The 26980-nt window shown below is 67.5% G+C and carries 22 protein-coding genes; 9 read left to right on the top strand and 13 right to left on the bottom strand.

The features are described 5' to 3' along the window. The first annotated feature begins 21 nt into the window (after nt 1–21). Genes sucB through D3H54_RS11625 form a run of 6 tightly spaced genes read left to right on the top strand, consistent with a single transcriptional unit; the run spans nt 22 to nt 6938 of the window. Entirely contained in the window at nt 22–1800 is a 1779-nt protein-coding gene (gene sucB, locus D3H54_RS11650; protein ID WP_149379169.1) for a 2-oxoglutarate dehydrogenase, E2 component, dihydrolipoamide succinyltransferase, read from the top strand. 4 nt (nt 1801–1804) lie between these two features. Then, the gene (locus D3H54_RS11645; RefSeq protein WP_149379168.1) at nt 1805–2725 is read left to right on the top strand and encodes a TIGR01777 family oxidoreductase; all 921 of its coding nucleotides are present in this window, start codon (nt 1805–1807) and stop codon (nt 2723–2725) included. A gap of 13 nt (nt 2726–2738) precedes the next feature. Beyond that, nucleotides 2739–3398, top strand: a complete 660-nt coding sequence (gene lipB / locus D3H54_RS11640) for a lipoyl(octanoyl) transferase LipB (protein WP_149379167.1) — start codon at nt 2739–2741, stop codon at nt 3396–3398. Then, complete coding sequence (lipA, locus tag D3H54_RS11635) at nt 3395–4327, top strand: lipoyl synthase (protein ID WP_149379166.1); 933 nt, start codon at nt 3395–3397, stop codon at nt 4325–4327. Before lipB ends, lipA begins: the two co-directional genes overlap by 4 nt. A gap of 42 nt (nt 4328–4369) precedes the next feature. Then, the gene (locus D3H54_RS11630) at nt 4370–5122 is read left to right on the top strand and encodes a DUF4191 domain-containing protein (protein WP_149379165.1); all 753 of its coding nucleotides are present in this window, start codon (nt 4370–4372) and stop codon (nt 5120–5122) included. 19 nt (nt 5123–5141) lie between these two features. Further along, on the top strand, nt 5142–6938 hold the full coding sequence (locus D3H54_RS11625; protein ID WP_149379164.1) for an amidohydrolase: 1797 nt from the start codon (nt 5142–5144) through the stop codon (nt 6936–6938). A 1-nt stretch (nt 6939) separates the two neighbouring features. On the opposite strand, the gene D3H54_RS11620 is transcribed toward D3H54_RS11625, so the two are convergent. Then, complete coding sequence (locus D3H54_RS11620) at nt 6940–8220, bottom strand: HNH endonuclease (RefSeq protein WP_149379163.1); 1281 nt, start codon at nt 8218–8220, stop codon at nt 6940–6942. Between the two features lie 35 nt (nt 8221–8255). After that, nucleotides 8256–8735 (bottom strand): RDD family protein, encoded by a 480-nt coding sequence (locus D3H54_RS11615; RefSeq protein ID WP_149379162.1) that lies wholly within the window; start codon nt 8733–8735, stop codon nt 8256–8258. A gap of 147 nt (nt 8736–8882) precedes the next feature. Between D3H54_RS11615 and glnA (D3H54_RS11610) the strand changes: the two genes are divergently transcribed. Together glnA (D3H54_RS11610) and D3H54_RS11605 are read left to right on the top strand one after the other, a co-directional pair. Further along, complete coding sequence (gene glnA / locus D3H54_RS11610; protein ID WP_149379161.1) at nt 8883–10319, top strand: type I glutamate--ammonia ligase; 1437 nt, start codon at nt 8883–8885, stop codon at nt 10317–10319. A gap of 120 nt (nt 10320–10439) precedes the next feature. Beyond that, nucleotides 10440–10847 (top strand): DoxX family protein, encoded by a 408-nt coding sequence (locus tag D3H54_RS11605; protein WP_149379160.1) that lies wholly within the window; start codon nt 10440–10442, stop codon nt 10845–10847. A 13-nt stretch (nt 10848–10860) separates the two neighbouring features. On the opposite strand, the gene D3H54_RS11600 is transcribed toward D3H54_RS11605, so the two are convergent. From D3H54_RS11600 to D3H54_RS11585, 4 genes are read right to left on the bottom strand one after another with little or no spacing between them, the layout of a single operon-like run. After that, nucleotides 10861–11472, bottom strand: a complete 612-nt coding sequence (locus D3H54_RS11600) for a carbonic anhydrase (RefSeq protein WP_149379159.1) — start codon at nt 11470–11472, stop codon at nt 10861–10863. A 30-nt stretch (nt 11473–11502) separates the two neighbouring features. Further along, nucleotides 11503–11826, bottom strand: coding sequence for a P-II family nitrogen regulator (locus tag D3H54_RS11595; protein WP_149379158.1), 324 nt, complete (start codon nt 11824–11826; stop codon nt 11503–11505). Continuing rightward, a complete protein-coding gene (locus D3H54_RS11590) occupies nt 11823–14387 on the bottom strand; it encodes a DUF2309 domain-containing protein (protein ID WP_149379157.1) in 2565 nt (854 codons plus the stop codon). Before D3H54_RS11590 ends, D3H54_RS11595 begins: the two co-directional genes overlap by 4 nt. Continuing rightward, a complete protein-coding gene (locus tag D3H54_RS11585; protein ID WP_286199274.1) occupies nt 14384–15862 on the bottom strand; it encodes a proton-conducting transporter transmembrane domain-containing protein in 1479 nt (492 codons plus the stop codon). The genes D3H54_RS11590 and D3H54_RS11585 overlap by 4 nt, the downstream gene beginning before the upstream one ends. 154 nt (nt 15863–16016) lie before the next feature. Between D3H54_RS11585 and D3H54_RS11580 the strand changes: the two genes are divergently transcribed. Next, nucleotides 16017–16313 (top strand): helix-turn-helix transcriptional regulator, encoded by a 297-nt coding sequence (locus tag D3H54_RS11580; protein WP_115320547.1) that lies wholly within the window; start codon nt 16017–16019, stop codon nt 16311–16313. Between the two features lie 23 nt (nt 16314–16336). On the opposite strand, the gene D3H54_RS11575 is transcribed toward D3H54_RS11580, so the two are convergent. From D3H54_RS11575 to D3H54_RS11545, 7 genes are all read right to left on the bottom strand, one after another. Further along, nucleotides 16337–17197 (bottom strand): TIGR03619 family F420-dependent LLM class oxidoreductase, encoded by an 861-nt coding sequence (locus D3H54_RS11575; RefSeq protein ID WP_149379155.1) that lies wholly within the window; start codon nt 17195–17197, stop codon nt 16337–16339. Beyond that, a complete protein-coding gene (locus D3H54_RS11570) occupies nt 17194–17856 on the bottom strand; it encodes a PaaI family thioesterase (RefSeq protein ID WP_149379154.1) in 663 nt (220 codons plus the stop codon). Before D3H54_RS11570 ends, D3H54_RS11575 begins: the two co-directional genes overlap by 4 nt. Before the next feature lie 26 nt (nt 17857–17882). Next, nucleotides 17883–20861: a bifunctional [glutamine synthetase] adenylyltransferase/[glutamine synthetase]-adenylyl-L-tyrosine phosphorylase gene (locus D3H54_RS11565; protein ID WP_149383481.1), complete on the bottom strand. Its 2979-nt coding sequence runs from the start codon at nt 20859–20861 to the stop codon at nt 17883–17885. A 25-nt stretch (nt 20862–20886) separates the two neighbouring features. Further along, nucleotides 20887–22227, bottom strand: a complete 1341-nt coding sequence (gene glnA / locus D3H54_RS11560; RefSeq protein WP_149379153.1) for a type I glutamate--ammonia ligase — start codon at nt 22225–22227, stop codon at nt 20887–20889. Nucleotides 22228–22285: 58 nt separating this feature from the next. Further along, nucleotides 22286–23827, bottom strand: coding sequence for an alpha/beta hydrolase (locus D3H54_RS11555; RefSeq protein ID WP_432246555.1), 1542 nt, complete (start codon nt 23825–23827; stop codon nt 22286–22288). 122 nt (nt 23828–23949) lie between these two features. Continuing rightward, on the bottom strand, nt 23950–25494 hold the full coding sequence (locus D3H54_RS11550) for an alpha/beta hydrolase (RefSeq protein WP_149379151.1): 1545 nt from the start codon (nt 25492–25494) through the stop codon (nt 23950–23952). Nucleotides 25495–25551: 57 nt separating this feature from the next. Next, entirely contained in the window at nt 25552–26946 is a 1395-nt protein-coding gene (locus tag D3H54_RS11545) for a WS/DGAT/MGAT family O-acyltransferase (RefSeq protein WP_149383480.1), read from the bottom strand. Between the last annotated feature and the right edge of the window lie 34 nt (nt 26947–26980).

The following is a 26980-nucleotide window of genomic DNA, read 5'->3' as shown; positions in this document are numbered from 1 at the left end:
CCGTTCGAGGGAGTCAACACAATGGCCGTCTCCGTCCAGATGCCGGCACTCGGTGAGAGCGTCACCGAGGGGACCGTCACCCGGTGGCTGAAGCAAGAGGGCGACACCGTCGAGGTCGACGAGCCTCTGCTTGAGGTGTCGACCGACAAGGTCGACACGGAGATTCCCGCTCCCGCGTCCGGTGTGCTGACGAAGATCGTTGCCCAGGAGGACGACACCGTCGAGGTCGGCGGCGAGCTCGCGGTGATCGGCGAAGCCGGTGAGGAATCCGAGTCGTCCGACGCCCCCGCCGAGGAGACCCAGGCCGAGCCGGAGCCAGAGCCCGAACCCGAACCCGAGCCCGAGCCAGAGCCCGAACCCGAGCCGGAACCGCAGCCCGCGCAGTCGTCGGGTTCCTCGGAGTCGTCGGGTTCGGCGACGCCGGTGCTGATGCCCGAACTCGGCGAGTCGGTCACCGAGGGCACCGTGACCCGCTGGCTGAAAAAGGTCGGCGACTCCGTCGAGGTCGACGAGCCGCTGGTCGAGGTATCCACTGACAAGGTCGACACCGAGATCCCGTCACCGGTGGCCGGGACGCTGCTGTCCATCACCGCCGAGGAGGACGACACCGTCGCCGTCGGCGGTGAACTGGGCAAGATCGGGGATGCCGGCGCCGCGCCGCAGGCCGAGTCGAAGCCCGAACCCAAGCCCGAACCCAAGCCTGAGCCCAAGCCGGAACCGAAGCCCGAGCCCAAGCCGGAACCGAAGCCCGAGCCGAAGGCCGAACCCAAGCCTGAGCCCACACCGGAACCGAAGCCCGAGCCCAAGCAGGCCCCCGCGCCGGCCGCCGCCGAGGACAGCGACGCCTCCGACGGCAGCCCCTACGTCACTCCCCTGGTGCGAAAGCTGGCCGCCGAGAACGGGATCGACCTCGCCAGCGTCAAGGGCACCGGTGTCGGCGGCCGCATCCGCAAGCAGGATGTGCTGGCTGCCGCGGAGGCCAAGAAGGCCCCGGCCGCACCCGCCGCTCCGGCGGCCACGGCACCCGCGGCTGCCGCCCCGGCTGCCGCCGCGTCGGCACCGTCACCGCTGGCACATCTGCGCGGCACGACGCAGAAGGCCAACCGGATCCGGCAGATCACCGCCAAGAAGACCCGCGAATCGCTGCAGACCACCGCGCAGCTGACGCAGACCCACGAGGTCGACATGACCAAGATCGTGGCGCTGCGGGCCAAGGCGAAGACGAGCTTCGCCGAGCGCGAAGGGGTCAACCTGACCTACCTGCCGTTCATCGCCCGCGCGGTGATCGACTCGCTCAAGGCGCACCCGAACATCAACGCCAGCTACAACGAGGACACCAAGGAGATCACCTACTACGACGCCGAGAACCTCGGCTTCGCGGTGGACACCGAGCAGGGCCTGCTCTCCCCGGTGGTGCACAACGCGGGCGATCTCTCCCTGGCCGGGCTCGCGCGCGCCATCCACGACATCGCCGACCGGGCCCGCAGCGGCAACCTCAAGCCCGACGAGCTGTCCGGCGGCACGTTCACGATCACCAACATCGGCAGCCAGGGCGCCCTGTTCGACACCCCGATCCTGGTGCCGCCGCAGGCAGCGATGCTGGGCACCGGCGCGATCGTCAAACGTCCCCGGGTGATCGTCGACGACTCCGGCAACGAGTCGATCGGCGTGCGTTCCATCTGCTACCTGCCGCTGACCTACGATCACCGGCTGATCGACGGCGCGGATGCCGGCCGATTCCTGACCACCGTCAAGCGGCGTCTCGAAGAAGGGGCATTCGAGGCCGACCTGGGGTTGTGACGCGATGAGCCAACCAACGGGCGGGCTCGTCGTCGCGATCGCCGGTTCGTCCGGCCTGATCGGCTCGGCATTGGTGTCGGCGCTGCGCGCCGCTGACCATCGCGTGCTGCGCATCGTGCGCCGGGCGCCGGCCAACGGCGACGAACTTCACTGGAATCCCGACAGCGGTGAGTTCGATCCGTCCGGTCTGGAGGGAGTCGACGCGGTGATCAACCTGTGCGGCGTCAACGTCGGCGACAAGCGGTGGTCGGGCTCGTTCAAGCAGACCCTGCGCGACAGCCGCATCGGCCCCACCGAGGTGATCGCCGCGGCCGTCGCCGACGCCGGGGTGCCGACGCTGATCAACGCCAGCGCGGTGGGGTACTACGGCGACACCGGCAGCCGGGTCGTCGACGAAACCGCCCCCGCCGGAGGCGGATTCCTGTCCCGGCTCTGTCTGGACTGGGAGGCCGCGGCACTGGCCGCCGAGGATGCCGGCGCCCGGGTGGTGCTCGCCCGTTCCGGCCTGGTGCTCTCCCCCGGCGGCGGCGTGCTGGGCCGGCTGCGGCCGCTGTTCAGTCTCGGGTTGGGCGCCCGGATCGGCAACGGCAGGCAGTACATGCCGTGGATCAGCCTGGAGGACGAGATCCGCGCGCTGCTGTTCGCGATCAACAACAGCGACCTGTCGGGTCCGGTGAACTTCACCGGGCCGGCTCCGGTGACCAATTCGGAGTTCACCGCCGCGCTGGGCCGGGCGTTGAACCGGCCGACGCCGCTGCTGGTGCCCGGCTTCGCGCTGCGCACCCTGCTCGGCGAGTTCGCCGACGAGGGGCTGCTCGACGGTCAGCGGGCAATCCCCGCCGCCCTCGAACGGGCCGGGTTCGTCTTCCACCACAACACCATCGGCGAGGCGCTGGCCTACGCCACCACGTCCGCTCAGGGGTAGTAGCGTCGATTGGGTGCGGGAATCCATTCGATCGAGCTCAGCGGGCATGCAGGTGCGCCAGCTGGGCACCGTCGACTACCAGGACGCCTGGCAGCTGCAGCGCGAGCTGGCCGATGCCCGGGTGGCCGGCGGGCCCGACACGATGCTGCTGCTGGAACATCCGGCGGTGTACACGGCAGGCAAGCGCACCGAAGCCCACGAGCGGCCGATGGATGGCACCCCCGTCGTCGACACCGACCGCGGCGGCAAGATCACCTGGCACGGTCCCGGACAACTGGTCGGCTATCCCGTGATCGGGCTGGCCGAGCCGCTGGATGTGGTGAATTATGTTCGGCGGCTTGAGGAATCGTTGATCTCGGTATGCACCGGACTGGGCCTGGAGACCGGCCGGGTCGAAGGTCGCTCCGGCGTCTGGGTGCAAGGAAACCGCAAGATCGCGGCGATCGGGATCCGGGTGGCCCGCGGAACCACACTGCACGGTTTCGCGCTGAACTGCGACTGCGATCTGGGCGCGTACTCGGCGATCGTGCCGTGCGGAATCACCGACGCCGGGGTGACTTCGCTGACGGCTGAACTGGGCCGCCACGTCGGCGTCGACGACGTCCGCGCCAAGGTCGCCGACGCGGTGTGCGACGCCCTCGACGGTCGGCTGCCCGTAAGCTTGACAACGTGACAGTCACTCCAGAAGGCCGCAAGCTGCTGCGCCTGGAGGTCCGCAATGCCGAGACCCCGATCGAGCGCAAACCGCCGTGGATCAAGACCCGCGCGCGCATGGGTCCGGAGTACACCGCGCTGAAGAGCCTGGTGCGCCGCGAGGGACTGCACACCGTGTGTGAAGAAGCCGGCTGCCCCAACATCTTCGAGTGCTGGGAAGACCGGGAAGCGACGTTCCTGATCGGCGGCGAGCAGTGCACCCGCCGCTGCGATTTCTGCCAGATCGACACCGGTAAGCCCGCTGAACTGGATCGCGACGAGCCGCGCCGGGTGGCCGAGAGCGTGGCCGCGATGGGGCTGCGCTACGCGACGGTGACGGGCGTGGCCCGCGACGACCTGCCCGACGGCGGAGCGTGGCTGTACGCCGAGACGGTGCGCGCCATCAAGGAGTTGAACCCGGCCACCGGCGTCGAACTACTGGCCCCGGACTTCAACGGCGAGCCCGCCCTGCTGCGCGAGGTTTTCGATTCGCGTCCAGAAGTGTTCGCGCACAACGTCGAAACGGTGCCACGGATCTTCAAGCGGATCCGTCCGGCGTTCCGCTACCAGCGCAGCCTCGATGTGCTGACGGCCGCCCGCGCGGCGGGGCTGGTCACCAAGAGCAACCTGATCCTCGGCATGGGCGAAACCATCGACGAGGTGCACACCGCGCTGGCCGACCTGCACGGCGCGGGCTGCGACATCATCACGATCACCCAGTACCTGCGGCCGTCGGTGCGTCATCACCCGGTGGAGCGGTGGGTCAAGCCCGAGGAGTTCGTCGACCTGGCCGCCTACGCCGAGGGGCTCGGGTTCGCCGGGGTGCTGTCCGGACCGCTGGTGCGCTCCTCCTACCGGGCCGGCCGGCTGTATCAGCAGGCAGCGGCGGCGCACAAGCCCGCGCGGTGACCGCGGCGTCACGCTGATCGCGGGCCCGTATTCTTGGTAGTTATGGCGAAATCCCGCAACGCTGCCCAGGACAAGGCAGCCAAGGCCGAGGCGAAGGCTGCCAGCAAGGCCGCAGCCAAGCAGCGCCGCAGCCAGCTATGGCAGGCGTTCCAGATGCAGCGCAAGGAAGACAAGCGACTGCTCCCCTACATGATCGGCGCGTTCGTGTTGATCGTGGCCGCGTCGGTGGCCGCCGGCGTGCTGGCCGGTGGGATCACCCTCTACCTGCTGATCGTGCTGGGCGTCGTGCTGGGCGCCCTGGTGGCGTTCATCATCTTCGGGCGGCGCGCGCAGAAGTCGGTGTTCCGCAAGGCCGAGGGGCAGACGGGTGCCGCGGCCTGGGCGCTGGACAACCTGCGCGGCAAGTGGCGGGTGACGCCGGGGGTTGCGGCCACCGGCCACTTCGACGCCGTCCACCGGGTGATCGGCCGACCTGGCGTGATCTTCGTCGCCGAGGGTTCTTCGGCGCGGGTCCGGCCGCTGCTGGCGCAGGAGAAGAAGCGCACCGCGCGACTGATCGGCGACATCCCGATCTACGACGTGATCGTCGGCAACGGCGAGGGTGAGGTGCCACTGGCGAAGCTGGAGCGGCATCTGACCAAGCTGCCTGCCAACATCACCGTCAAGCAGATGGACTCGCTGGAGTCCAAGCTCGTCGCGCTCGGTTCACGGGTGGGTCCGGCCGCGATGCCCAAGGGCCCGCTGCCCGCACAGGCCAAGATGAAGGGCGTGCAACGCACCGTCCGCAGGCGCTGACCAATTTCGGGGGGAAGTCATCTGTACTGCTTGTGAGTGGGCGCCGCATTTCGGCGCGCTGGGGTCGGGGGTTCTGACGCGTCGGACCGCACTGCGTGCGGTCGCGGTCACGGCGGTCGCGACGGCGGCGGCCGCGTGCGGCGGGAAACAACCCGCCACGGGCGCGACGACATTCGCCGATGTGGTGTTCCGGGGTGGCCGGATCTACACCGTGTCGCCCGCGCAGCCGTGGGCGCAGGCGGCGGCGATCACCGGCAACACCATCTCCTATGTGGGCGACGACGCCGGCGCGGCGTCGCTCGAGGGCCCGGACACCCGCGTCATCGACCTCAAGGGCAACCTGATGCTGCCGGGGTTCGTCGAGGGCCACATCCATCCGTTCCTCGGTTCGTTTCTGACCAGTGGCGTCGACCTGCAGGTGCCCACCGGGGCGGACGCGCTGGCAGCGATCGCTGCGTATGCGAAGGAACATCCCGACGGTCCGGTGCGTGGATTCGGTTGGCGCGTCGACATGTTCGGGCCCGACGGACCTACGCGGGAGGAGCTGGACCGGGTGCTGCCGGACCGGCCCGGGTTCTTCTTCGCCATCGACGGCCACAGCATGTGGGCCAACAGCAAGGCGCTGCAGATCGCCGGCGTCACCCGGGACACTCCGGACCCGATTCCCGGGTTCAGTTACTACGCCCGCGACGAGCACGGTGAGCCCACCGGGTATGTGCTCGAGGTGGACGCCGTACTCAGCCTGGTCAACGCCGTCGACCCGATCTCGCAAGACTCGATGGAGGCGCTGCTGGAGACGTGGCTGCCGAAGGCCTCGGCCGCCGGGATCACCTCGGTCTTCGATGCCGGGGTGCCGCCGATCGGCGAGGATCAGGGCGCGGTGATCGGCCTGTACAGCGAGTTGGAGCAGCGCGGGAAGTTGCCGTTCCGGGTCGTCGCCTCCTACAGCGTCAAGGCTCCACCGGTCGACGACGCGGTGGCGAAGCTGACCGATATCCGCAACCGGATTTCGACCGACCTGGTGACCGTCGGTGCGGTGAAGATCGTCGGCGACGGCACCCAGGGTGGATACACGGCGTGGCTGATCGAGCCGTATGCGGACAAACCGGATTCGATCGGCGCATCGCCGTTCACCGACGAGCAGTGGCACCAACTGGTCCGCGAGGTCGACGCCGCGGGCTTCGACGTCCATGTGCACGCGTGCGGGGAACACACGACGCGCACCGCACTGGACTCGATCGAGGCGGCGATCGCAACCAATCCGCCCCGCGACCGACGGCACACGATCGCCCATCTGGTGTACGTGCAGGATCCGGACAGCCAGCGGTTCGGCAAGCTCGGTGTGACAGGCCAGTTTTCGGCCAATTGGATGTCCGCGGATCCGGACACCGTGATCAACATGGCCGCACGGTACGGCAAGCCCCGCCAGGACTTGTTTTATCGCGCACAGGACATCCTGCGATCGGGTGGGCGGATGTCGCTGGGCACCGACTGGCCGGCGGCGGGTTACTTCTCCACCTACAAGCCGCTCGATTCCATCCAGATCGGGGTGACCCGCCAGTTAATCGGCCAGCCCGACGCACCCGTGCTGGCGCCGGCCGATCAGAAGCTCAGCGTCGCCGAGGCTGTGCACGCCAACACCATGGGTGCCGCCTACCAGCTTCGATTGGACGATAAGGTCGGATCTATCGAGGTGGGTAAGCGTGCCGACCTGATTATGTTGGACGCCAACATCTTCGAGATCGACCCGCACGACATCCACCGCGCGACCATCACGATGACGATGATGAACGGACAAGTCCGTCACCAGGCTTAGCTCAGGCGGCGATCACCCTCAGCAGCTTGCCATTGAGGTATAGCTCTGCGGCGGTCATCGGCGTCTTCGGCGTTCCAGGCATCGGCGGTGCCGCTGAGTGGTAATGCGCCCCGGTCGGAGTGGTGAATTCCGCTGTGTGCGTTCCATTTTCGCTAACCGCAGCGACAACCTTCCAACCCGGCGACTCCTTGGCGTAGTTGCACGCCTCGCACATCCCCAGCCCGTTCGCCGCGCTCGTGGCACCGCCGCGCGAATGCGGAATCGCATGGTCGCGGTGCCGAATGGGCGCGTCGCAATACGGCGTCCGGCAGCGCTGATCCCGTAGCTCGATGAACTCCGCTAAACCCTTCGGAAACAACCGCGACCGCGAGTCCATCGCAACCAGTGCACCACTGGCCGGATTGGCATAAAGGCGGCGAAGTGTGGCTCGCGACCGATCATCGGCCACCCTGTCCACGATCATCTTCTGGGCGACCGCCGAGGGGACCGAACCGTAGCCGGCGATCACCGCCGCACCCTGCTCGGCCCCGAGTAGCGCCTGATCGGAGATCACCATGTTCACCGTCATCGGCACGGGCTCATCAGCCGGCCGTCCGGTCACCCGCTCGACCAGTGTGTCGGCCATGACCCGTCCACGTGAGCGCGCGTCGCAGCAGACATCGGCCTCACGCTTCAGCGCGGCATAGACCGAAACACCCTGAGCCACCGGCAACAAGGCCGTCACGTATGTCATCGCATCCGGGGCCGGACGCGTCGTGACCGTGCGCTCGGCCTCGGCCTTGGCGGCCCGATCAACCACGGCATGCGGGTCCAAACGGTAGGCGATCGCCTTCGCCTTCGCCCCCAGGGTCGCGTCGCCGATCCCCACCAATGCGCCGGATTCCGAACACAATTCGGCATCGAGCTGTCGCCGATCTTCGACGTCCAAGCAGGCCGACTCTCGCACCACGATGGTGGCGCGCCACTCCGACAGCACGCCGGCCTCCAAAGCAGCCAGCGTGTGCGGCATCTCGTATACCAGAGCCTTGGCGAACCCCAGATGCTGATTGCCCCGAGCGGGCGAATCCCGGCGCGCCAGCGCCACCTCGGCAGCCAGGCCGCGGCCCCGCTTCCGGACCGGGATCCCAGCCGCCTCCTCCGCAGACCGCCGCGCGGCATCGAGTGCGGCGGTCAGCCGCGCCTGCCCCGCCGCCGCAGCGGCTTTGAGCCGCTCCAGTTCTGCGATGCGCTCGACCATCGCCGACTGATCAGCCGTGTCGACCTCCATTAATTCATCGAACATGTGTTCGACACTATACCGGCCCACCGACAGAAATCTCAGCGCCGAACGACAGCGGTCCCCGTCAGCCGATCCTGCAGGCCACGACCGTCGGCATCGGTGAACAGCCCAGGAATGACCAGGGAAAGAAGGAGCCCTCGTCCGATCGCCCGACCGCTTCCGACGTGCTGACGGTTGTCCACCGGAATCACCATCAGCCCGAGCGCGTACTGCCCCGGCGTGAATCCGAACAACCGCACCGACAGCACACCGAGTACGAACCAGATGCCCAGGATGACTGTCTGCCCCTCACTCGTCTGGAGCAAGTTCCCTGGCAATAGGCCGAAGGCGGGCAACAATCCGGTCAGTCCTACCGCGACGAACCAGTCGATCAGCAATGCCAGGAAACGCCGACCCGACCGCGCCAGCGAACGTGGCCCCGACTCCGGCAGGCCCAACGTCCGGCCAGGCCAGTCAGCCGTATCACCCGGGTTCACCGGTTCCGGTCCGGACAGCCAGGATCCGATCTCGCGCGCCATGACCCCAGGATATGTGGACCAGCGGCAACCCCCTGTGTCGCGCTGCAGGTCCATTGCGTAACGTCGGCGCAACATGCGCTTGACGATCGTGCAACATCAGATCCTTACCGTCAGCCCCGGGTTTAAGTACCACCGAAGGAGTAGTAAGTGGCAGAAAAGAACGCTGACGACCTGTTCAAGCTGATCAAGGACGAGACCGTCGAGTACGTCGACATCCGGTTCTGCGATCTGCCTGGCGTGGTCCAGCACTTCTCCATCCCCGCCTCAGCGTTCGACGAGAGCGTTTTCGAGGACGGCCTGGCGTTCGACGGTTCGTCTGTGCGCGGCTTCCAGTCGATCCACGAGTCCGACATGCTGTTGCTGCCGGATCCCGCCACGGCGCGCATCGACCCGTTCCGCCACGCCAAGACCTTGAACCTCAACTTCTTCGTGCACGACCCGTTCACCCGTGAGGCATATTCGCGCGACCCGCGCAACGTGGCCCGCAAGGCGGAGAACTACCTGATCAGCACCGGCATCGCCGACACCGCCTACTTCGGCGCCGAGGCCGAGTTCTACATCTTCGACTCGGTGAGCTTCGACTCCAAGATCAACGGCACCTTCTACGAGGTCGACTCCGAGTCCGGCTGGTGGAACTCCGGTGAGCCGTTCGAGGCCGATGGCTCGGCCAACCGTGGCTACAAGGTGCGCCCCAAGGGCGGCTACTTCCCGGTGGCGCCCTACGACCACTACGTCGACCTGCGCGACGACATCACCACCAACCTGCAGAACGCCGGCTTCACGATCGAGCGCGGTCACCACGAGGTCGGCACCGCCGGTCAAGCCGAGATCAATTACAAGTTCAACACGCTGCTCCATGCTGCCGACGACGTGCTGCTGTTCAAGTACATCGTCAAGAACACCGCCTGGGCGGCAGGCAAGACGGTCACCTTCATGCCGAAGCCGCTGTTCGGTGACAACGGCTCGGGCATGCACGTGCACCAGTCGCTGTGGAAGGACGGCAAGCCGCTGTTCCACGACGAGTCGGGCTACGCCGGCCTGTCGGACATCGCGCGCCACTACATCGGCGGCATCCTGCACCACGCACCGTCGCTGCTGGCGTTCACCAACCCGACGGTGAACTCCTACAAGCGTCTGGTGCCGGGCTACGAGGCCCCGATCAACCTGGTGTACAGCCAGCGCAACCGGTCGGCCGCGGTGCGTATCCCGATCACCGGCAACAACCCGAAGGCCAAGCGCCTCGAGTTCCGCGCACCGGACAGCTCGGGCAACCCGTACCTGGCGTTCGCGGCGATGATGATGGCCGGCCTGGACGGCATCAAGAAGAAGATCGAGCCGCAGACGCCGGTCGACAAGGACCTCTACGAGCTCCCGCCGGAAGAGGCCGCCAACATCCCGCAGGCGCCGACGTCCCTGTCGGCGGTCATCGACCGTCTCGAGGCCGATCACGAATACCTCACCGAGGGAGGCGTTTTCACGACCGACCTGATCGAGACGTGGATCTCCTACAAGCGTGAGAACGAGATCATGCCCGTTCAGATCCGGCCTCACCCGTACGAGTTCGCGCTGTACTACGACGTCTAAATCGACGCCGCAGCAAGGCTGACGGAGCCCACCCAACCCTCGCGGGGCGGGTGGGCTCCTTCGTTGAACGTTAACGGGGGACACCTATCCGGACCGCAGTCCGAATAGTATGGTCGTCGTATGGCACAAACCCTTGACGCGCGACTCGGCGGCTATCACTCCCCCGTTCTCGGAATCTTCCGGATTGTCATCGGCCTGCTGTTCGCCCTCCACGGCACGGTGAAATTGTTCGGATGGCCCATCTCCCAGGGCGGTGCCGCCCCGATCGGGAGCTGGCCGTACTGGTGGGCGGGCCTGATCGAACTCGTCGTCGGCCTGCTGGTGGCGCTCGGCCTGTTCACGCGCATCGCCGCGCTCATCGGCTCCGGTGAGATGGCGTTCGCCTACTTCACCGAGCACCAGCCGCACGGCCTGCTCCCGATTCAGAACGACGGCGAGCTCGCCGTTCTGTACTGCTTCGCACTCTTTCTGCTGGCCTTCGCCGGCCCCGGCGCGTTCGCGGTGCAGGGTGGCCGGCTTCGACGCTGACCGTCAGCACCTGTCACACGCACTCCAGTAGCGTGTCGGGCACCTCACCGACCGGTCCGATGGTTGCGTAGGTACGCAGCTGACCGTTCACCGGATCGGTTGTCGCGCAGACAATCCCGCACTTCCCCGCGTCGATCCGCTGGGAGATGATGGGCGATCGTTCCATCAGCGCCACGCCGGTTTCGACGATGTGCGCGGCGGTGACCGCATCGACGGAGTCCGCGCTGGCACCGCGGCGCACGATGGACGAGAGCGCTTGCTGGACGGCAATCCTGGTGGCTCCCTCGGGAATCACCGCGTCGTCCCACGCCCTCATCGCGGCGCGCATAGCGCGGCAGTCCGAGTGGCCGAGCACCACGATCAGCGGCACTTCCAGCGTTTCCACGGCGCACTCCATGGTGGCCAGGACACCGTCGTCGATGACGTGGCCCCAGGTGCTGACGTCGACCAGCGAGCCCCAGCTCTGACCGAGAATCATCTCGCTCCCGACAGCCGCATCCGCGCAACGGAATACCGCGGCCACCGGGTTTCGAAGGGACGGCTTGGCCTGGCCGCCTCGAACCGGGACGAAGAACATCTCGTTGCCGGCGCGCAGATGTTGCCAGGTGTTCAGTGGGTTGGACATTGTTGTGATCCTTTCTCGGGTGATACGGATTCAGCAGAAGTACTCGGGTCGGCTGACATAGGTCTCTGTCACGAACATCACCCCGGGAGAGGCGTCCAGCAGAGAGCGGAGCCCGGCCAGCAGCGCGTCCGCCTTGCCGTCCGGGACGACGGTGATCAGAAGTTCCAGTGCCGCTTGCTGGTTGAACAGCAGCTTGCCCTGCCGGTAGCCGTGATGCCCGAGGCCTGAGACGCCGGACACGCTGGTGTACCCGGTGGCGCCGACGCTTTGAATCAAGTCGCGGACAGCGGCAGCGTCGCTTCCGGGGACCACCACCTCGACCTTGATCATCTTGGTGAGTGCTGATGTAGTCATGAGACCCTCTCTTCATCGAGAACCATTGGTAGGGAATCGGATTCGAACCACGGCCGCCACCCCGTGCGGGTCCACTGCTGCCAGGGCGCCCCTGCGCACGGCCTGGCGGCAAGGCTGACCCACTCATTTCCGAACAACCGCTGCAGGATCGGGTTGCGGTCGACGATCGTGTCGATCCGTGACAGCGGAGCCTGGATCACCGCGAGCAGCCGCATCGGCTCGTGCCGCAGCCGGTTGCCGTCGGCAATGGATTGCCAGGGCAGTCCCAGTCGTAGGTCACCGTTGTGGCCACTGATCACGCCGGCACTGCCGACCACGTTGTGCACGGTCTTGGTGCCGGCCCCGAAGACGTCGGGTGCGACCGCCGAGAAGTAGTACTGGCAATTGATCCACTGGGCGACGACGAGGGGGGCGGTCATGATGGTCTCCAGCGCGCTGCCGTCCGCGTCAACCTCCGCGTCGTAGGAGTGCAGGAACGTCCGCCGCGCAAGGTCGAGCCCGGTCGAGATCTCCCGGGGACCGATGACGAAGGCGGCATTGCCGGCCAACCCCCATTCGGGGTAAACCTGCGCCCAGTCAACCGATCTGGTGCTGACGTGACGGGCTGCCCGGGGGCGCGTCCCCGCGCGGCGCGCACCGGGAAGTGTCGCGCAGCGTTCGGCTGCCAATGCGGCCCCGGCCCGGGCCAGGTCGTCGCTCAATCGCGCGACGTCCCCGCGGTGAGTCACCGGAATCAGGTGCCGGTCCAAGATCTGGATCCGGTCCGTGGTCGTGTCGTGTTGGGCTGCGACGAACCATGTTTGGTCCGGGATGTCGATTCCCATGCCGCGCAGTTCCCGACGCACCTCGGGTTGGTTGAGTATCGCCACCGCGGTCCTGGCATTGGGTCCGCCCGCCTGTCCCCCGCACGCTCCGCAGTCCAGGGCCGCCTGGTACGGGTTGTTCTCCGATGAGCTTCCGTGTGCGCAGAGCACCACAAGTCGGCCGAAGTCGTCGACCAAACCCATCGTGGCGAGCGCGACGTTGGCGAACAGGACGCGCTCGGCCTGCGGTATGGCATCCACACTGAGTACCGTCGCCGCTTCCGGGACGGCCAGGGTGTGGAGATGCCGTCGGATCGTGCCGCTGACCGCCGGCGTCAGTGTCTTCGCCGCGGCCAGCGGGGCCGCGGCCCAACCGGCCGCTTCGGCGAGCGTAAAGGGCCCTGCCACTGCCTCTTTGGCGGCATGGAATGCCGCTTCGGCTCCGGCCAGGCGCAGTGCTCCCGTGACTCGGCGCTCCGCTTCGCGCACACCGTCGGCAGTGGCGACCTCGGCGATGTCATGGCTCGGCGCGATGAGGACAGGGCACAGGTCACTGGGAGCTCCGCCCATCAGGTCGGTGAACCGGATGGCGGCGGCGAAGAACCCGGCGAACCCCAGTGTCTGATATCCGCCCAGCGCCTCCAGATGGCGTCGCAGCCCCTCAGATCGGGTGTCGATACAGGTCACAACCTGGGTGTGGAATCGCCCACGGTGCCGATCACCGGCTGCGACATCGAGCGCGCGCAGCAGCTCATCGCGATAATGGGACTCAAAGGCGCTCTGCCAGAGAAGCTCTCGTGCCGTCACCGGCAGTGCCGCGAGAACCCTTGCGACCACCGATAGTTCGTCGTCGCTGACGTCGGCGAGCCCCAGGGCCGTGGCCACGTGAACAGCCCGTTCGCGCGCCGACGGTGGCGTCGCAGCCGGGTGATCCACGGCGCGCTCCGAGCGGTCGCCGGCGAGCAGTGCGCTCTCGTATGTCAGTCGCATGGCGACGTAGGCCGTGAGATCGATTCCCACCGACTTGCCGCTGCCCCAGTGAATATGCGCGGCCCACCCGGGTAGCCGGGACAGATGCGCCTGCAGGTACGCGATGCGCCGATCGTCACCCACGCCGAGGGCCTCCAGTGCCGTCAGCGCGGCGTCTTCCGCACGCTCGGGTGTCCGGCGAAGTCGGTCTCGCACAGCGCGTTTCAAGGAAGGATCGCCGGGAGCCAGTGCCCGCCACGCCGGGTAGAAACCGTTCTCCCGGCCCGGCATCGGCCACGCGCCCTCCCCGAGGAACGCCGAGCACCATTTGGCGGTCTGCGCGTCGACGGTGTCGGTGACCTGAGGGGCCAGCTCCTCGGAGCGGGTCCGGTAGCGACGCGCCGGCTCGAGGCAGCCCACGCCGTGCAGGAGATCGGCCCTCATCACTTCGAGTGGGCGCAGCTCTCGCCCCCCGAACCGCAGCGGCTCAGCCTCGGCGAGATTGGGATAGCGGCGACTCAGCGCGGCATCAAGGTCGGCGTCGGTGATTCTCCCAGCATCATGCATCTGCCGGAAGTCTTTGATGTGCAACGTACCTGGCGTCCCATACACGTCGCCGGCCCGTCGGACTGCCTGCTCGAAGGGCATGTTCTCCAGCCCTGCGAGCGGGTTCACCGCGATGAACGTCTCCAGCGGGTAGTGGGTGGGCAACACCCGGGCAGCGAGTGCGACGTCACTGCGCAGGCGGGCCCGGCGGGCCTCAATGGTGGTCGATTCCGTGGTGGTCACGAATGTGCTCCTTTCCGCTGGGCGGGCAGTGCCGAGGTGATGTATCCAGCGCTGAGCGCTCTGGCGTATATCGCGCGGTGCAGCGACGTTTCCGGTGACCAGCGCACCGCCGCCACTGCGGCGAGGGTGGTGGCCACGGCGGCGAGTACGGGCCAGGACAGTGCCGCAGAAGGTGTCGCGGCGGGCAGGGCTGCAGCCAGGTAATGCGTTGCGGCGCTGACCAGTCCGAGATAGATGACGGCCGCCGCAGGCAGCACCGCCACGATCGTGACGAGCCCTGCCGGGCCGCTGCGGCGTCCCAGCCAACCCCAGGTGACAGCAGCGCCGGTGACCCAGGCGAAGATCAGCAGGGCCTGCTCGGCGTGCTGCGCGCCGGCCGACATGGGGACTATCAACGTCGCCGCATAGAGCGCGACGCCCGGGAGGATGGCGGCGAGCGCCGCGTTGAGCAGGCGCCGGCGTCGGGTCACCACCGGCGGGAGCGGATGGGAGGCCGCGCGACGACGCTGGGCGATGGCGGATCCGGAGGACAGAAACAGGGTCGCCTTGTAGAACCCGTGGGCGACCAGGTGGAAGATCGTCGCGGCCCACAGCCCCAGGCCACCGGTGAGGATCATGAAGCCCATCTGTGCCATCGTCGAATTCGCAAGCGCCCCTTTGACATCGGGTTTCACCAGCATGATGACCGCCCCGTACACCAAGGTGGTGGCACCCGCCACGATGGTCAGTGCGCGGGCGACGTCTCCGGAGACCAGCGGGGCGAGGCGAAGCAGGAGGATGCCGCCGGCGTTGACGACGCCCGCATGCAGCAAGGCGGAGACCGGCGTCGGTGCCGCCAGGGTGGCCGGCAGCCATTTGTGGAAGGGCACCTGCGCGGAGCGGGATAGGGCGGCGACCACCGCGAGGCAGCCGACGACAGGAACCAGCGGCCCGGAGATCGACTCATCGGCAAGCGCACGCAGGTCCGAGACACCCCATCGCGTGGTGACGATCAGGACCGCGCCCCACAAGGCCAGGTCACCGATCAGGAACGCGATGGCGGTCCGCCGAACCCCGTCCCGGGCAGCAGGCAGATGCCAGTACATCCCCAGCAGCAGGCAGAGCGCGATGCCGGCCAGGGTCCAGCCCACCGCGAGCCCGGGCAACGTCGTCGCGGTGACCATTCCGGCCGAGGCGGATGTCAGCAGCGACGCCCCCGAGGTGAACCGGCCCGCCTGGGGATCCCCGGCGAGGTACCGGATCGCGAACGCCTGGACAACCGTGCTCACCCCGAAGACGAGGAGCAGCAGTACCGCGGCCACCCGGTCGATGACCATCCCGCGGCCGGCGAGTACGGCCAGCACGCAGGCCATGAGGAAGCCGGCTCCGGCGACGAACGCCCCGGCGTGCCCGAGCCACCGGTATCGCCGTCCAGCCAACAGGGCTGCTACCAGTGCGAACAGCCCGGGCATCAGAACCACTGCGGGGAGAAGCATGCTCACGTTCACCAACATGCGACACAAATTACGTGTATTGCAATACGTCTGTCAAGCTTCGTGAAACATGTGTCTGGGGATTTGATCGTATTTTGGTCAGCTAAACAGGCGCGGGAGATTTCTGGTCTTGCTAATGCCGAACTAGGATTCGCGTATGGCGGAGTGGACGTTCCTGACCAACCACGCTCACACTCTGCTGTGCATCGCCCGCGATCCCGGGATACGCCTGCGGGACGTCGCCGAACGCGTCGGCGTGACCGAACGCGCCGCGCAGCGCATCGTCAGCGACCTGGTCGAGGCCGGGTACCTGGACCGGCTGCGCGAAGGCCGGCGCAACTATTACCGAATCCGGGCGGATCGACCCCTTCGTCACCCCGTGGAACGGGGGCATCGCATCGGCGAGATCCTGGCAGTGCTGCACGAGCCGAAGGGCCCCGAAGTCGCGGGCTGACCAGCAGCCCGACCACAGACACCCTAGGCGTCGAGCGCCAGATCCTTTCGGAAGCGCCGCATCCCGTCGATCTTCTCGGCGGTCGAGGCGTCGGGCCCGGAGTAGAACATCCACGGCATCGTCACGATGCCGGTGATGCCGGCTGCCGCGGCGCGCTCGTAGTGCGGAATCGTGAAGGCATCGGTGAGCGGCGTCAGGATCTCGTAACCGTCCATGCCGAGCCCCTTTTCGGCGCGCAGCTCGCGCAGCTTGTCGACGCGCAGGATCGCCTGGTCCAGGCTGATCAGGTCGCCGATCCAGCCGTCGAGCCGGGCTGCTCGACGCAGCGCGATGTCGGACAATCCCCCGCTGTAGATCGGGATGTGCGGCGGCGTCGGCATCATCTCCAGTCTCGGAGTCTTGTAGAACTCGCCGTCGAACTCGGTCCAGCCCGGCTGCCACAGCGCGCGCATCAGCTCGATCATCTCGTCGGTTCGCTTGCCGCGCTTGGCGAACTGCTGGCCCATCAGGGTGAACTCTTCTTCGCACCAGCCGACGCCGATACCGAGCTCCACCCTGCCGTCGGCCAGATATGCCGCAGTCCCAATGGATTTCGCCGCCGAATACGGATCCCGCATCCCGGGGATGTATACCGTCGTCACGAATCGGATCTGTTGCGTGGCCTGTGCCAGCGCACCGACCAGCACCCACGGGTCGGGCCAGTCGGTGAACGGCTGCCAGCGCCGCTCGCCGTTCTTGGTGTACGGGTACGGCGTGGCCAGCGTTTCCAGGTTCACCACATGGTCCGGAATGCCGAGGCCCTCATAGCCCAGGTCATCGGCGGCCTTCGCGATCTCGATGACCTCGCGGGTCTCCAGAAATGCAACGCTCACATAGAATTTCATCCTGCCACCACCCCTGAGTCGCTGCGCTCCTGCCCGCCGGACTCCCTCGCCCATACCGGCATGATAAAGACTCCTTCTGCTTCTACGGTCGGTCCTTCTGCGTCGCTGAGGAATCCGCGCGCGTAGGTCTTGTAGCCTTCGGTTCGTTCGAGCCACGCCTCACCGCGCAACGGCCCCAACGGTGTGCCCCGCAGGTACTTCAGCGTGATCGTGCCGGTGAACTTCGGCTTGCTGAGCTGACTGGTGGCCGCCTCGCCCAGGAGCTGGTCGAGCAGCAGCGCGCAAATGCCGCCGTGCACCAAACCCGGCGGCCCCTCATAGACCGGCCCGAGGGTGAACTCGGTCCAGCACCGGCCGTCCTCGTGATGGGTGATCATCGGCGGAGCGAGCGGATTATGCCGCCCGACAGCCGGATTGCGCCACACCACCGGAAGACCGGATTCCTCGTGGCGCAATATCCGAGGCCGATCGGTCGGGGTGCGTTCCAGTATCTCGCTCACCTCGTCGATGGTCTGGCGCGCGTGCGCAATGGTCTCGGCGTCGGCCCCACTGTGCAGACTGGCATCGATGAGCCTGCGCAACGCCTCTGCCAGCGGTTCGTGCAACGCCTTCACCCGGTCGTACTCGTCGGCGCTGATCACGCCAAACTCAAAATCCATCCCCAGACCCTTAACTTCTCAGACCCTTAACTTCCGAACACCCTGAGCACCACGGCTTTTGCCCGCCGTGTCACCCGCAGGTAGTTGTCCAAAAACTCGCCGCCGTCGTCGTTGTGCCAGCCCGCGGCCACCGCGACCGCGTTGAGCTGCCGCCCGGGCCCGGGCAGCTGGTCGGTGGGCTTACCGCGGACCAGAACCAGCGCGTTGCGGGCGGCGGTCGCCGTCAGCCAGGCCTGCCGCAACAGGTCGACGTCGTCCTCGCCCAGCAGTTCGGCGGCGCCGATGGCGTCCAGCGTCTCCAGTGTCGAGGTGTTGTGCAGCGAGGGCACCTCGTGGGCGTGGCGCAGCTGGAGAAGCTGCACGGTCCATTCGACATCGGCGAGGCCGCCGCGGCCGAGCTTGGTGTGGGTGTTGGGGTCGGCGCCGCGCGGCAGCCGTTCGGCGTCCACCCGCGCCTTGACCCGCCGAATCTCCTGCACCGCTTCGGCCGACACCCCGCCGGCCGGGTAACGCGTCTTGTCTGCCATCAAAACAAAACGCAGTCCCAGATCCTGATCACCGGCAACCGGGTGTGCACGCAGCAGCGCCTGGACCTCCCACGGCAGCGCCCATTGCGCGTAATACGCCTCATACGAGGACAGGGTGCGCACCAGCGGACCCTGCCGCCCCTCCGGCCGGAGGTTGGTGTCGACCTCCAAAGGCGGGTCAGCGCTGGGGGTTCCGAGCAACGCGCGCACCTGCTCGGCGATCAGCACCGACCATTTGAGGGCACGGGACTCCTCGACGCCGGGACTGGGCTCACACACGAACATCACGTCGGCGTCCGACCCGTAACCGAGCTCCCTGCCGCCGAGCCGGCCCATCCCGATGACCGCGATCTTGGCCGGAGCCGCACCGCCGTCGCGGGTGTTCGCCCGTACCACCGCCTCGAGCGCCGACTGCAGCACCGCCACCCAGACCGAGGTCAACGCCGCACAGACGTCGCGGACTTCGAGCATGCCGAGCAGATCCGCGGAGGCCACTCGCGCCAGCTCTCGGCGCCGCAGGGTGCGTGCCGCCGCGATCGCCCGCATCGGATCGACATGGCGGCCACTGGAGGCGACCAACGCCCGGCCGACAACCTCCGGGTCGACGTCGAGCAGCTTGGGGCCTGACGGACCGTCGGCGTACTGCTGGATGACCTCCGGTGCCCGCATCAACAGCTCCGGCACGTAGGCCGAGGTGCCCAGCACCCGCATCAAGCGTTTGGCCACCGCGCTCTCGTCACGCAAAGTGGCCAGATACCAACGCTGTTCGGCCATCGCCTCGCTGATCCGCCGATAGGCCAGCAGCCCACGGTCCGGATCCGGGGTGTCCGACAGCCAGTCCAGCAGCCGCGGCAACAGCACCGACTGCACCCGGCCGCGCCGGCCGCTCTGATTGACCAGGGCACTGAGGTGGGTCAACGCGGTCTGCGGGCCCTCGTACCCGAGCGCGGCCAACTGCCGTTCGGCGGCCTCCGGGGTCAACCCTTCCGCAAGGCCCTCCACCGACGGACCGACCGATTCCAGCAGCGGTTGATAGAACAGCTTGGCGTGCAACCGCGACACCCGCACGTTCTGGCGCTTGAGCTCCTCCCGCAGCACGCCCAGTGAGTCGTGGGTGCCGTCGGGCCGGATATGCGCGGCTCGGGCAAGCCAGCGCAGCGCCTCGTCATCGTCCGGCGGCGGCAGCGTGTGAGTTCGCTTGAGACGTTGCAGTTGCAGTCGATGCTCGAGCAGCCGCAGGAATTCGTACGACGCGGTCAAGTTGGCGGCATCGTCACGCCCGACATAGCCACCGGCAGCCAGCGCCGCCAGGGCCGGCACGGTCGAGGAGACGTGCAGCGACTCGTCGGTGCGCCCGTGCACCAATTGCAGTAGCTGGACTGCGAATTCGACGTCGCGCAGCCCGCCCGTCCCGAGCTTGATCTCCCGGTCGCGGAGGTCGGCAGGCACCAGCGCCTCGACCCGGCGGCGCATGGCCTGCACCTCGGGCACGAAATCGTCACGCTCGCAGGCAGTCCACACCATCGGCATGATCGCCGCCATGTACTGCTCCCCCAGCTCGGCGTCGCCGACCGCCGGCCTGGCTTTGAGCAGCGCCTGGAACTCCCAGGTCTTGGCCCACCGCTGGTAGTAGGCGAGGTGCGACTCCAGGGTCCGCACCAGGGCGCCCTGCTTACCTTCCGGACGCAGGCCGGCGTCGACCTCGAAGAAGGTGTCCGACGCCAGCCGGATCATTTCCCCGGCTACCCGGGTGCTCACCGAGTCGGCGTCCTCACCCACGAAGATGACGTCGACGTCGCTGACGTAGTTCAGTTCGCGCGCACCGCATTTGCCCATCGCGATGACCGCGAGCCGCGGCGGCTCCGACCCTTCCTTGCACACCGTCGCGCCGGCCACCTTCAACGCCGCACCCATGGCGGCGTCGGCGATGTCGGCGAGATGTTCACCGATCGTGGAGAACGCCGGCACCGGCTCGTTCTCCACCGTCGAGGCCGTGTCGAGGGCCGCCAGCACCAGCAAGCGGTCGCGGTAGAGCACGCGCAGCGCCGGCATGACCGTCATTGGGTCCGTACCGAATTCGGCGATGCGGTCGTCGAACATCCGCCGCAGCTCGGCGGGTTCGGGCAGTGTGACCTCACCGGAGAGCAGATGCCACGACTGGGGATTGGCCACCAGGTGGTCACCCAGGGCCAGCGACGAGCCGATCACCGCGAACAACCGGCCGCGCAGACCGCGATCCTTCAGCAGCGCGGAGTTCAGCTGCGGCCAGTCGTCGTCCAGCGCATCGGCCAGCCGGACCATCGTCTGCAGGGCCGAGTCGGAGTCGGGTGCACGCGACAGCGACCACAACAGCTCGACATGGTCATCGGTGTCCCAGCCCAGCCTGCTCAGGTCGGCAGCCGCAGATCGCTCGACGAGACCGAGCCGACCCACGCTGGGTACGCGCGGGCGCTGCGTCGCTGGTTTGGCCACGTGCACGACGGTAGCGCACGCCCTCACGCCGTTAGAGCGACAGATACGCCTTGAGCTCGTACGGCGTGACGTTGCTGCGGTACTCCTCCCACTCCGCGCGCTTGTTGCGCAGGAAGTAGTCGAAGACGTGCTCGCCCAAGGCCTCGGCGACCAACTCGGAGCTCTCCATCTCCTGCAGGGCGATGCCCAGGCTGGACGGCAGCTCGCGATAACCCATCGCGCGGCGCTCCTCAGGGGTCAGCGTCCACACGTTGTCCTCGGCCTGCGGCCCCAGGACGTAGTTCTTCTCGATGCCGCGCAGCCCGGCCGCCAGCAGCACCGCGAACGTCAGATACGGGTTGCAGGCCGAGTCGGGGCTGCGTACCTCGATGCGCCGCGAGGACGCCTTGCTCGGGGTGTACATCGGCACCCGCACCAGCGCGGAACGGTTGGATGCGCCCCACGACGCCGCGGTCGGCGCCTCGCCACCGTGCACCAGCCGCTTGTAGGAGTTGACCCACTGGTTGGTGATCGCGCTGATCTCGCTGGCGTGCTCGAGGATCCCGGCGATGAACGACTTCGCGACGTCGGAGAGCTGCAGCGGATCTTCGGGACTGTGGAAGGCGTTGTTCTCACCCTCGAACAGGCTCATGTGGGTGTGCATCGCCGAGCCCGGATATTCGGCGAACGGCTTCGGCATGAACGAGGCCCGCACGCCCTCGCCGAGTGCGACCTCCTTGACGAGGTAGCGGAACGTCATCACGTTGTCGGCCATCGACAGCGCGTCGGCGTAGCGCAGGTCGATCTCCTGCTGGCCGGGCGCGCCCTCGTGGTGGCTGAATTCCACCGAGATGCCCATCTGCTCCAGCGCGTCGATGGCGTGCCGGCGGAAGTTCGGCGCCGAATCGTGCACGGCCTGATCGAAGTAGCCGCCGTTGTCGGCGGGGACGGGCACCGAACCGTCGTAGGGGCCCGGCTCGAGTAGGAAGAACTCGATCTCCGGGTGCACGTAGCAGGAGAACCCGAGGTCGCTCGCCTTGGCGAGCTGGCGGCGCAGCACGTGGCGGCTGTCGGCCCAGGACGGCGAGCCGTCGGGCATCGTGATGTCGCAGAACATCCGCGCCGAGTGGTGCTGGCCCGCACTGGTGGTCCACGGCAGCACCTGGAACGTCGACGGATCCGGTCGCGCGACGGTGTCGGATTCGAAGACCCGGGCGAAGCCCTCGATCGACGATCCGTCGAAGCCGATGCCCTCTTCGAACGCGCCTTCCAGCTCGGCGGGCGCGATCGCGACCGACTTCAGGAAGCCGAGCACGTCGGTGAACCACAGCCGGACGAACCGGATATCGCGTTCCTCCAGCGTGCGCAGCACAAATTCCTTCTGGCGGTCCATGAAGGCGAGCGTATGCAGCGGGTGTTAATTCCGTGTTACGGCGCTGCTGCAGTCGTCATCAGCAGCGCAGATTGCCCGGCACCGTCTGGTCGACGAAGTAGTTCACGATCGCCGAGTCGACGCACTGGTTCCCGTTGAACACGGCGGTGTGCTGAGTGCCGTCGAAGGTGATCAACGGTGCGTTGAGTTGTCGCGCCAGGTTGACCCCCGCCTCGTACGGCGTGGCGGGGTCGTGCGTCGTGGAGACGACGACGACGCTGCCGGGCGGCGCAGGTGTGGCGGGATGCGGCGCCGAGGTGGGCGGCACCGGCCAGAACGCGCAGATGTCGCGGGGCGCCAGACCGGTGAACTGACCGTAGGCCTGGAACGGTGCCAGCTCGCGCGTGCGGCGGTCGATGTCGGCCCACGTTGCCGGATCGGTCGGCGTAGGACCGTCGACGCAGCGGACGGCGTTGAACGCGTCCTGCCCGTTGCTGTAGTGGCCGTAGGGATCGCGGCCTTCGTATTCATCGGCCAGCATCAGCAGATCACCGGCGTCGGTCTTGCGTTGCAATCCCAGCAGCCCGCTGGTGAGGAACTTCCAGTACTGCGGGGTGTACAGCGCGTTGAAGGTGCCGGTGATGGCGTCCTGGTAGCTCAAGCCACGCGGGTCGGATGTCGGGGCCGGCTTGGTCACCAGCGGATCGACCAGCTGGTGGTACCGGTCCACCCAGTGCGCCGGGTCGGTGCCGAGCGGGCAGCCCGCCGACTTGGCGCAGTCGGCGGCGTAGTCGTTGAACGCCACCTGGAAGCCGGTCATCTGCTCGATGATCGAGTCGACGGTGTTCTGGGCGGGATCGATGGCCCCGTCGAGCACCATCGTGCGGACCCGGTCGGGGAATTTCTCCAGGTACGCGGTACCCAGTTCGGTGCCGTAGCTGAACCCGAGGTAGTTGATCCGGTCGTCGCCGAGGACTTGGCGGACGGTGTCCATATCCTTTGCGGCCGAATCGGTTCCGACGCCGGCGAGGAACGCGGTGCCCATCTTGTCCGCGCATTCCTTGACGTAGTCGCGGTTGATCTGTTCGATCGCGGCCACGCCGGCAGGGCTGTAGTCGACCATCGGGTTCTTGCGCCAGGCGTCGAATTGGGCGTCGGTGCGGCAGCGCACCGACGGCGTCGAGTGGCCGACCCCGCGCGGGTCGAATCCGACGATGTCGAAATGCTCGTTGATCGGGCTGCCGGCCAACGCGAACGCCATGCCGGCGGCCGAGTCGACGGCCGAGGCGCCGGGCCCACCGGGGTTGACGAACAGCGCGCCGATGCGCTGGCCGCTGGCCGGGACCTTGATGACGGCCAACTGTGCTTGGGGCCCAGTGGGATCGGCGGCAGTGATCGGCACGGGCACGGCGGTGCACTGTGCGCTCGGTAGATCGCGGGCGTTATCGCCGAGGAAGCGCTGGCAGCTTCCCCAGGTAACTTGTGGCGCTGTCGTCTGACCGGCTCCCGGGTTCGGGGCAGCAACAGCCGGCGGAGCCATGACACCGGCCGCCAGTGAAACACAGAGTGAACCCAAGAACGCGGCCGAGCCGAGCCGACTCGTGCGTCGCATGGCGATCATCGTCCCACGGCCGGGCGGTCGGTATGACGGCGAGCCGGTCACACTCCGATCTCAGATACGGTCAAGATCGGTAACAATTGTTGACGCCGACGTAGAAGTCCTGTGGGACAAGTTCTTTGGCGTCAGCACGTGGCGCCGGGCGGAGGCAGCTTCAGATCGACGAGATAGGCGGCGGCGTAGTTGTCGACGCAGGTGTTGCCCTGGAAGACCACCGTGTGCTGAGTTCCGTTGAAGGTCAAGAGCGCTCCGCCGAGCTGCTTGGCCAGGTCGACGCCGGCCTGATACGGCGTCGCCGGATCGTTGGTCGTCGACACCACCAGCACCGGCGGCAGCCCCGGCGCCTTGACCGCATGCGGGGTGCTGGTCGGCGGCACCGGCCAGAAGGCGCAGGTGCTCAGCGGGGCGTGCCCGGTGAAGTCGCCGTAGCTCATGAACGGCGCGACCTCGCGCATCTTCTTGTCTTCCTCGATCACCTTCTGGCGGTCGGTGATAGCAGGCTGATCTACGCAGTTGACCGCGATCCGGGCGTCGGTGGCGTTGGTGTAGTGGCCCCTGGCATCCCGGCGCATGTACATGTCGGCCAGCGCCAGCATGGTGTCGCCGCGGCCGTTGGTCATCTCGGTCAGACCCTGGGTCAGGTGCCGCCACAGATTTGGCGAATAGAGCGCCATGATCGTGCCGATGATCGCGTCGCTGTAACCCAGCCCGCGCGGGTCTGAGGTCGGAAGTGGCTTGTCGACCAACGGGTCGACCAGGCTGCGGTAGACGTCGACAGCCTTGGCGGCGTCGTTGCCCAACGGGCAGCTCGGGTCCTTGACGCAGTCGGCGGCGTAGTCGTTGAAGGCCTGCTGGAATGCCGCGGCCTGATCGATGTCGGCCTGGATCGGATCGGCGTTCGGATCGACGGCGCCGTCGAGGATCATCGCTCGCACCTTGTCCGGGTACGCCTCGGCGTACGCCGAGCCGATCCGGGTGCCGTAGGAGTAGCCGAGGTAGGTGAGCTTGTCGTCGCCGACGGCGGCGCGCAGCGCATCCAGATCCTTGGCGACGTTGGCGGTGCCGACGTTCTCCAGGAAGTCCTTGCCCATTTTGTCGACGCAGCGCTGGACGAAGGCCTTGGTCTGACCCTCGATGTGCTCAATGCCCTTGGGGCTGTAGTCGACCTGCGGATCGGCCCGGATGCGGTCGTTGTCGGCATCGGAGTTGCACCACAGCGCCGGGGTGGACGAGCCGACACCGCGCGGGTCGAAGCCGACCATGTCGAAGCCCTGCCGCACCGAGCTGGGCAGGTTTTCCACGATGCTCGACGCGGCCTCGATGCCGGACTCGCCGGGGCCGCCCGGGTTGATGATGAGCGAGCCGATCTTCTGCCCGGTCGCCGGGAAGCGGATCAGAGCAAGCGTCGCCACGGCGCCGTCCGGCTTGGCGTAGTCGACGGGCACGGCGATCTTGCCGCATTCCGCCCCGGCCGGGATCGGCAACGCGTTGCCACCGCCGCCGCCGGCCAGCCGGCACGGTCCCCACTGCACGGGCTGCCCGACCTGAGGTCCGGCGAGCACTGCCATCCCCGACACCGTGGAGCTGCAGCCGGCGCTCACGACGAGCGCGGCCACGGCGGGGAGCACCAAAGCGGTGCGGACAGCGCGTGATCTCCGGTCAAGCCTCATGGCAAACATGCTGCCATGCTCGGCGGGGGTGCCTCACACACCGACCGCCCGGGCAGCTCATCTGGTGGCGTCGAGCAGTTCCTTCATGCCGACGGCGAAGTCGTCGGCCAGGTCCCAGAGATCGGGCAGCAGCTCGGGGCAACTGATCAATCCGACGTCGAGTTTGCCGTTGAGTGACATCACCGTGATGTTCAGTCCGGAGCCGTGGAAGATCGGCCCCAACGGATACATCGCGCTGACTTCGGCGCCGAGGAAGTACAGCGGAATCTGCGGGCCGGGCACGTTGGACACCACGAGGTTGTGCACCGGGCGGGACTCGGTCAGGCTGCTTCGGGCGTACACCCGCATGGCGATGCCGAAGACGGCGGGCCCGGCGAATTGGCTCCAGTCCTGCAGGAGGGTGGCCCCGATCGCGGAGCTGTGTTCCTTGGCGGTGGTGTTCGCCTCGGCGATGGCCTTCAGCCGTTCGGCCGGATCGGCGATCTGGGTCTCCAGCTTGGTGAACATGCCCGATACCTGGTTGCGGCCCGGCCGGTCCGAGCGGTCGTGCACCGACACCGGCACCATGGCGACCAGGGACGACTCGGGAAGTTCGTCGCGGTCCAGCAGGAACTGCCGCAACACCCCGGCGACCAGGGCCATCACCACATCGTTGACCTTGACGCCGAAGTGGTTCTTGACCGTCTTGATGTCCTCGAAGTCCAGTTCGGCGAACGCGACGTTGCGATGGGCGGTGACGCTGGCGTTGAACTTGGTCTGCGGTGCCGCGAACGGGGCCGCCATCGCCCGGCCGCCGACCGCGCGCTGGATGGTGTCGACGACGGTCGTGATGGTGCCGGGCAGCACTTTGGTGGCCAGCGTCAGGGGCCGGGTGGCGAACCGGCCCAACCCGCCGAGCGCGATACGCAGCTGGTTGGTGTCGCCCTGTCCGTCGACCGGGTCCGGCGGCGGAGCGTCGGGTTCGGTGCTGCACAGCTGCGACATGAGATTGGCACCGGTCACCCCGTCGACCGCGGCGTGGTGGACCTTCGTCAGCACGGCGAGCCGTCCGCCGTTGCGGGCGTCGGTTCCGCCGACACCCTCGATGACCCAGGTCTCCCACAGCGGGTGGCGGCGATCCAGCGGCAGCGAGGCCAGGTGGCCGCAGATCTCCCCCAGCTCGACCCGGCCGCCCGGTGCGGGCAGTCCGATTCGGTGCAGGTGGCGGTCGATCTCGAAGTGCTCGTCTTCCACCCACACCGGATGGTCGAGATTGAGGAAGCTGTTGGCGAGGCGTTCGCGGAAACTCGGAATTGCCTTGACGCGCAAGGCCAATTCGTCACGAAGCCGCTCGAAGCTGTAACCGCCGGGGATCGTGGACGCGTCGAGCTCCAGGATCGAACACACATGCAGTGGCTGTGAGGGGGTTTCGAGATAAAGGAAGCTGGCATCGAGGCCGCTGAGTCGCTGCAGGTGTTGCACCATGCCGCCGATCGTATGCCGGAGC

This window comes from Mycobacterium sp. ELW1 (assembly GCF_008329905.1).
Classification (GTDB): Bacteria; Actinomycetota; Actinomycetes; order Mycobacteriales; family Mycobacteriaceae; genus Mycobacterium.
The sequence above is the reverse complement of the archived record's forward strand: the minus strand, read 5'-3'. Positions and strand labels throughout refer to the sequence as shown.

What these genes read in the sequence shown, in the direction of transcription:
- sucB (WP_149379169.1), top strand. Translation starts at nt 22, where the DNA reads ATGGCCGTCTCCGTCCAGATGCCGGCACTCGGTGAGAGCGTCACCGAG.
- glnA (WP_149379153.1), bottom strand. Translation starts at nt 22,227, where the DNA reads ATGGACCGCCAGAAGGAATTTGTGCTGCGCACGCTGGAGGAACGCGAT.
- D3H54_RS11550 (WP_149379151.1), bottom strand. Translation starts at nt 25,494, where the DNA reads ATGAGGCTTGACCGGAGATCACGCGCTGTCCGCACCGCTTTGGTGCTC.
- D3H54_RS11615 (WP_149379162.1), bottom strand. Translation starts at nt 8,735, where the DNA reads ATGGCGCGCGAGATCGGATCCTGGCTGTCCGGACCGGAACCGGTGAAC.
- D3H54_RS11555 (WP_432246555.1), bottom strand. Translation starts at nt 23,827, where the DNA reads ATGATCGCCATGCGACGCACGAGTCGGCTCGGCTCGGCCGCGTTCTTG.
- D3H54_RS11585 (WP_286199274.1), bottom strand. Translation starts at nt 15,862, where the DNA reads ATGCTTCTCCCCGCAGTGGTTCTGATGCCCGGGCTGTTCGCACTGGTA.
- D3H54_RS11580 (WP_115320547.1), top strand. Translation starts at nt 16,017, where the DNA reads ATGGCGGAGTGGACGTTCCTGACCAACCACGCTCACACTCTGCTGTGC.
- D3H54_RS11570 (WP_149379154.1), bottom strand. Translation starts at nt 17,856, where the DNA reads ATGGATTTTGAGTTTGGCGTGATCAGCGCCGACGAGTACGACCGGGTG.
- D3H54_RS11645 (WP_149379168.1), top strand. Translation starts at nt 1,805, where the DNA reads ATGAGCCAACCAACGGGCGGGCTCGTCGTCGCGATCGCCGGTTCGTCC.
- D3H54_RS11605 (WP_149379160.1), top strand. Translation starts at nt 10,440, where the DNA reads ATGGCACAAACCCTTGACGCGCGACTCGGCGGCTATCACTCCCCCGTT.
- D3H54_RS11600 (WP_149379159.1), bottom strand. Translation starts at nt 11,472, where the DNA reads ATGTCCAACCCACTGAACACCTGGCAACATCTGCGCGCCGGCAACGAG.
- D3H54_RS11630 (WP_149379165.1), top strand. Translation starts at nt 4,370, where the DNA reads ATGGCGAAATCCCGCAACGCTGCCCAGGACAAGGCAGCCAAGGCCGAG.
- D3H54_RS11620 (WP_149379163.1), bottom strand. Translation starts at nt 8,220, where the DNA reads ATGTTCGATGAATTAATGGAGGTCGACACGGCTGATCAGTCGGCGATG.
- D3H54_RS11595 (WP_149379158.1), bottom strand. Translation starts at nt 11,826, where the DNA reads ATGACTACATCAGCACTCACCAAGATGATCAAGGTCGAGGTGGTGGTC.
- D3H54_RS11575 (WP_149379155.1), bottom strand. Translation starts at nt 17,197, where the DNA reads ATGAAATTCTATGTGAGCGTTGCATTTCTGGAGACCCGCGAGGTCATC.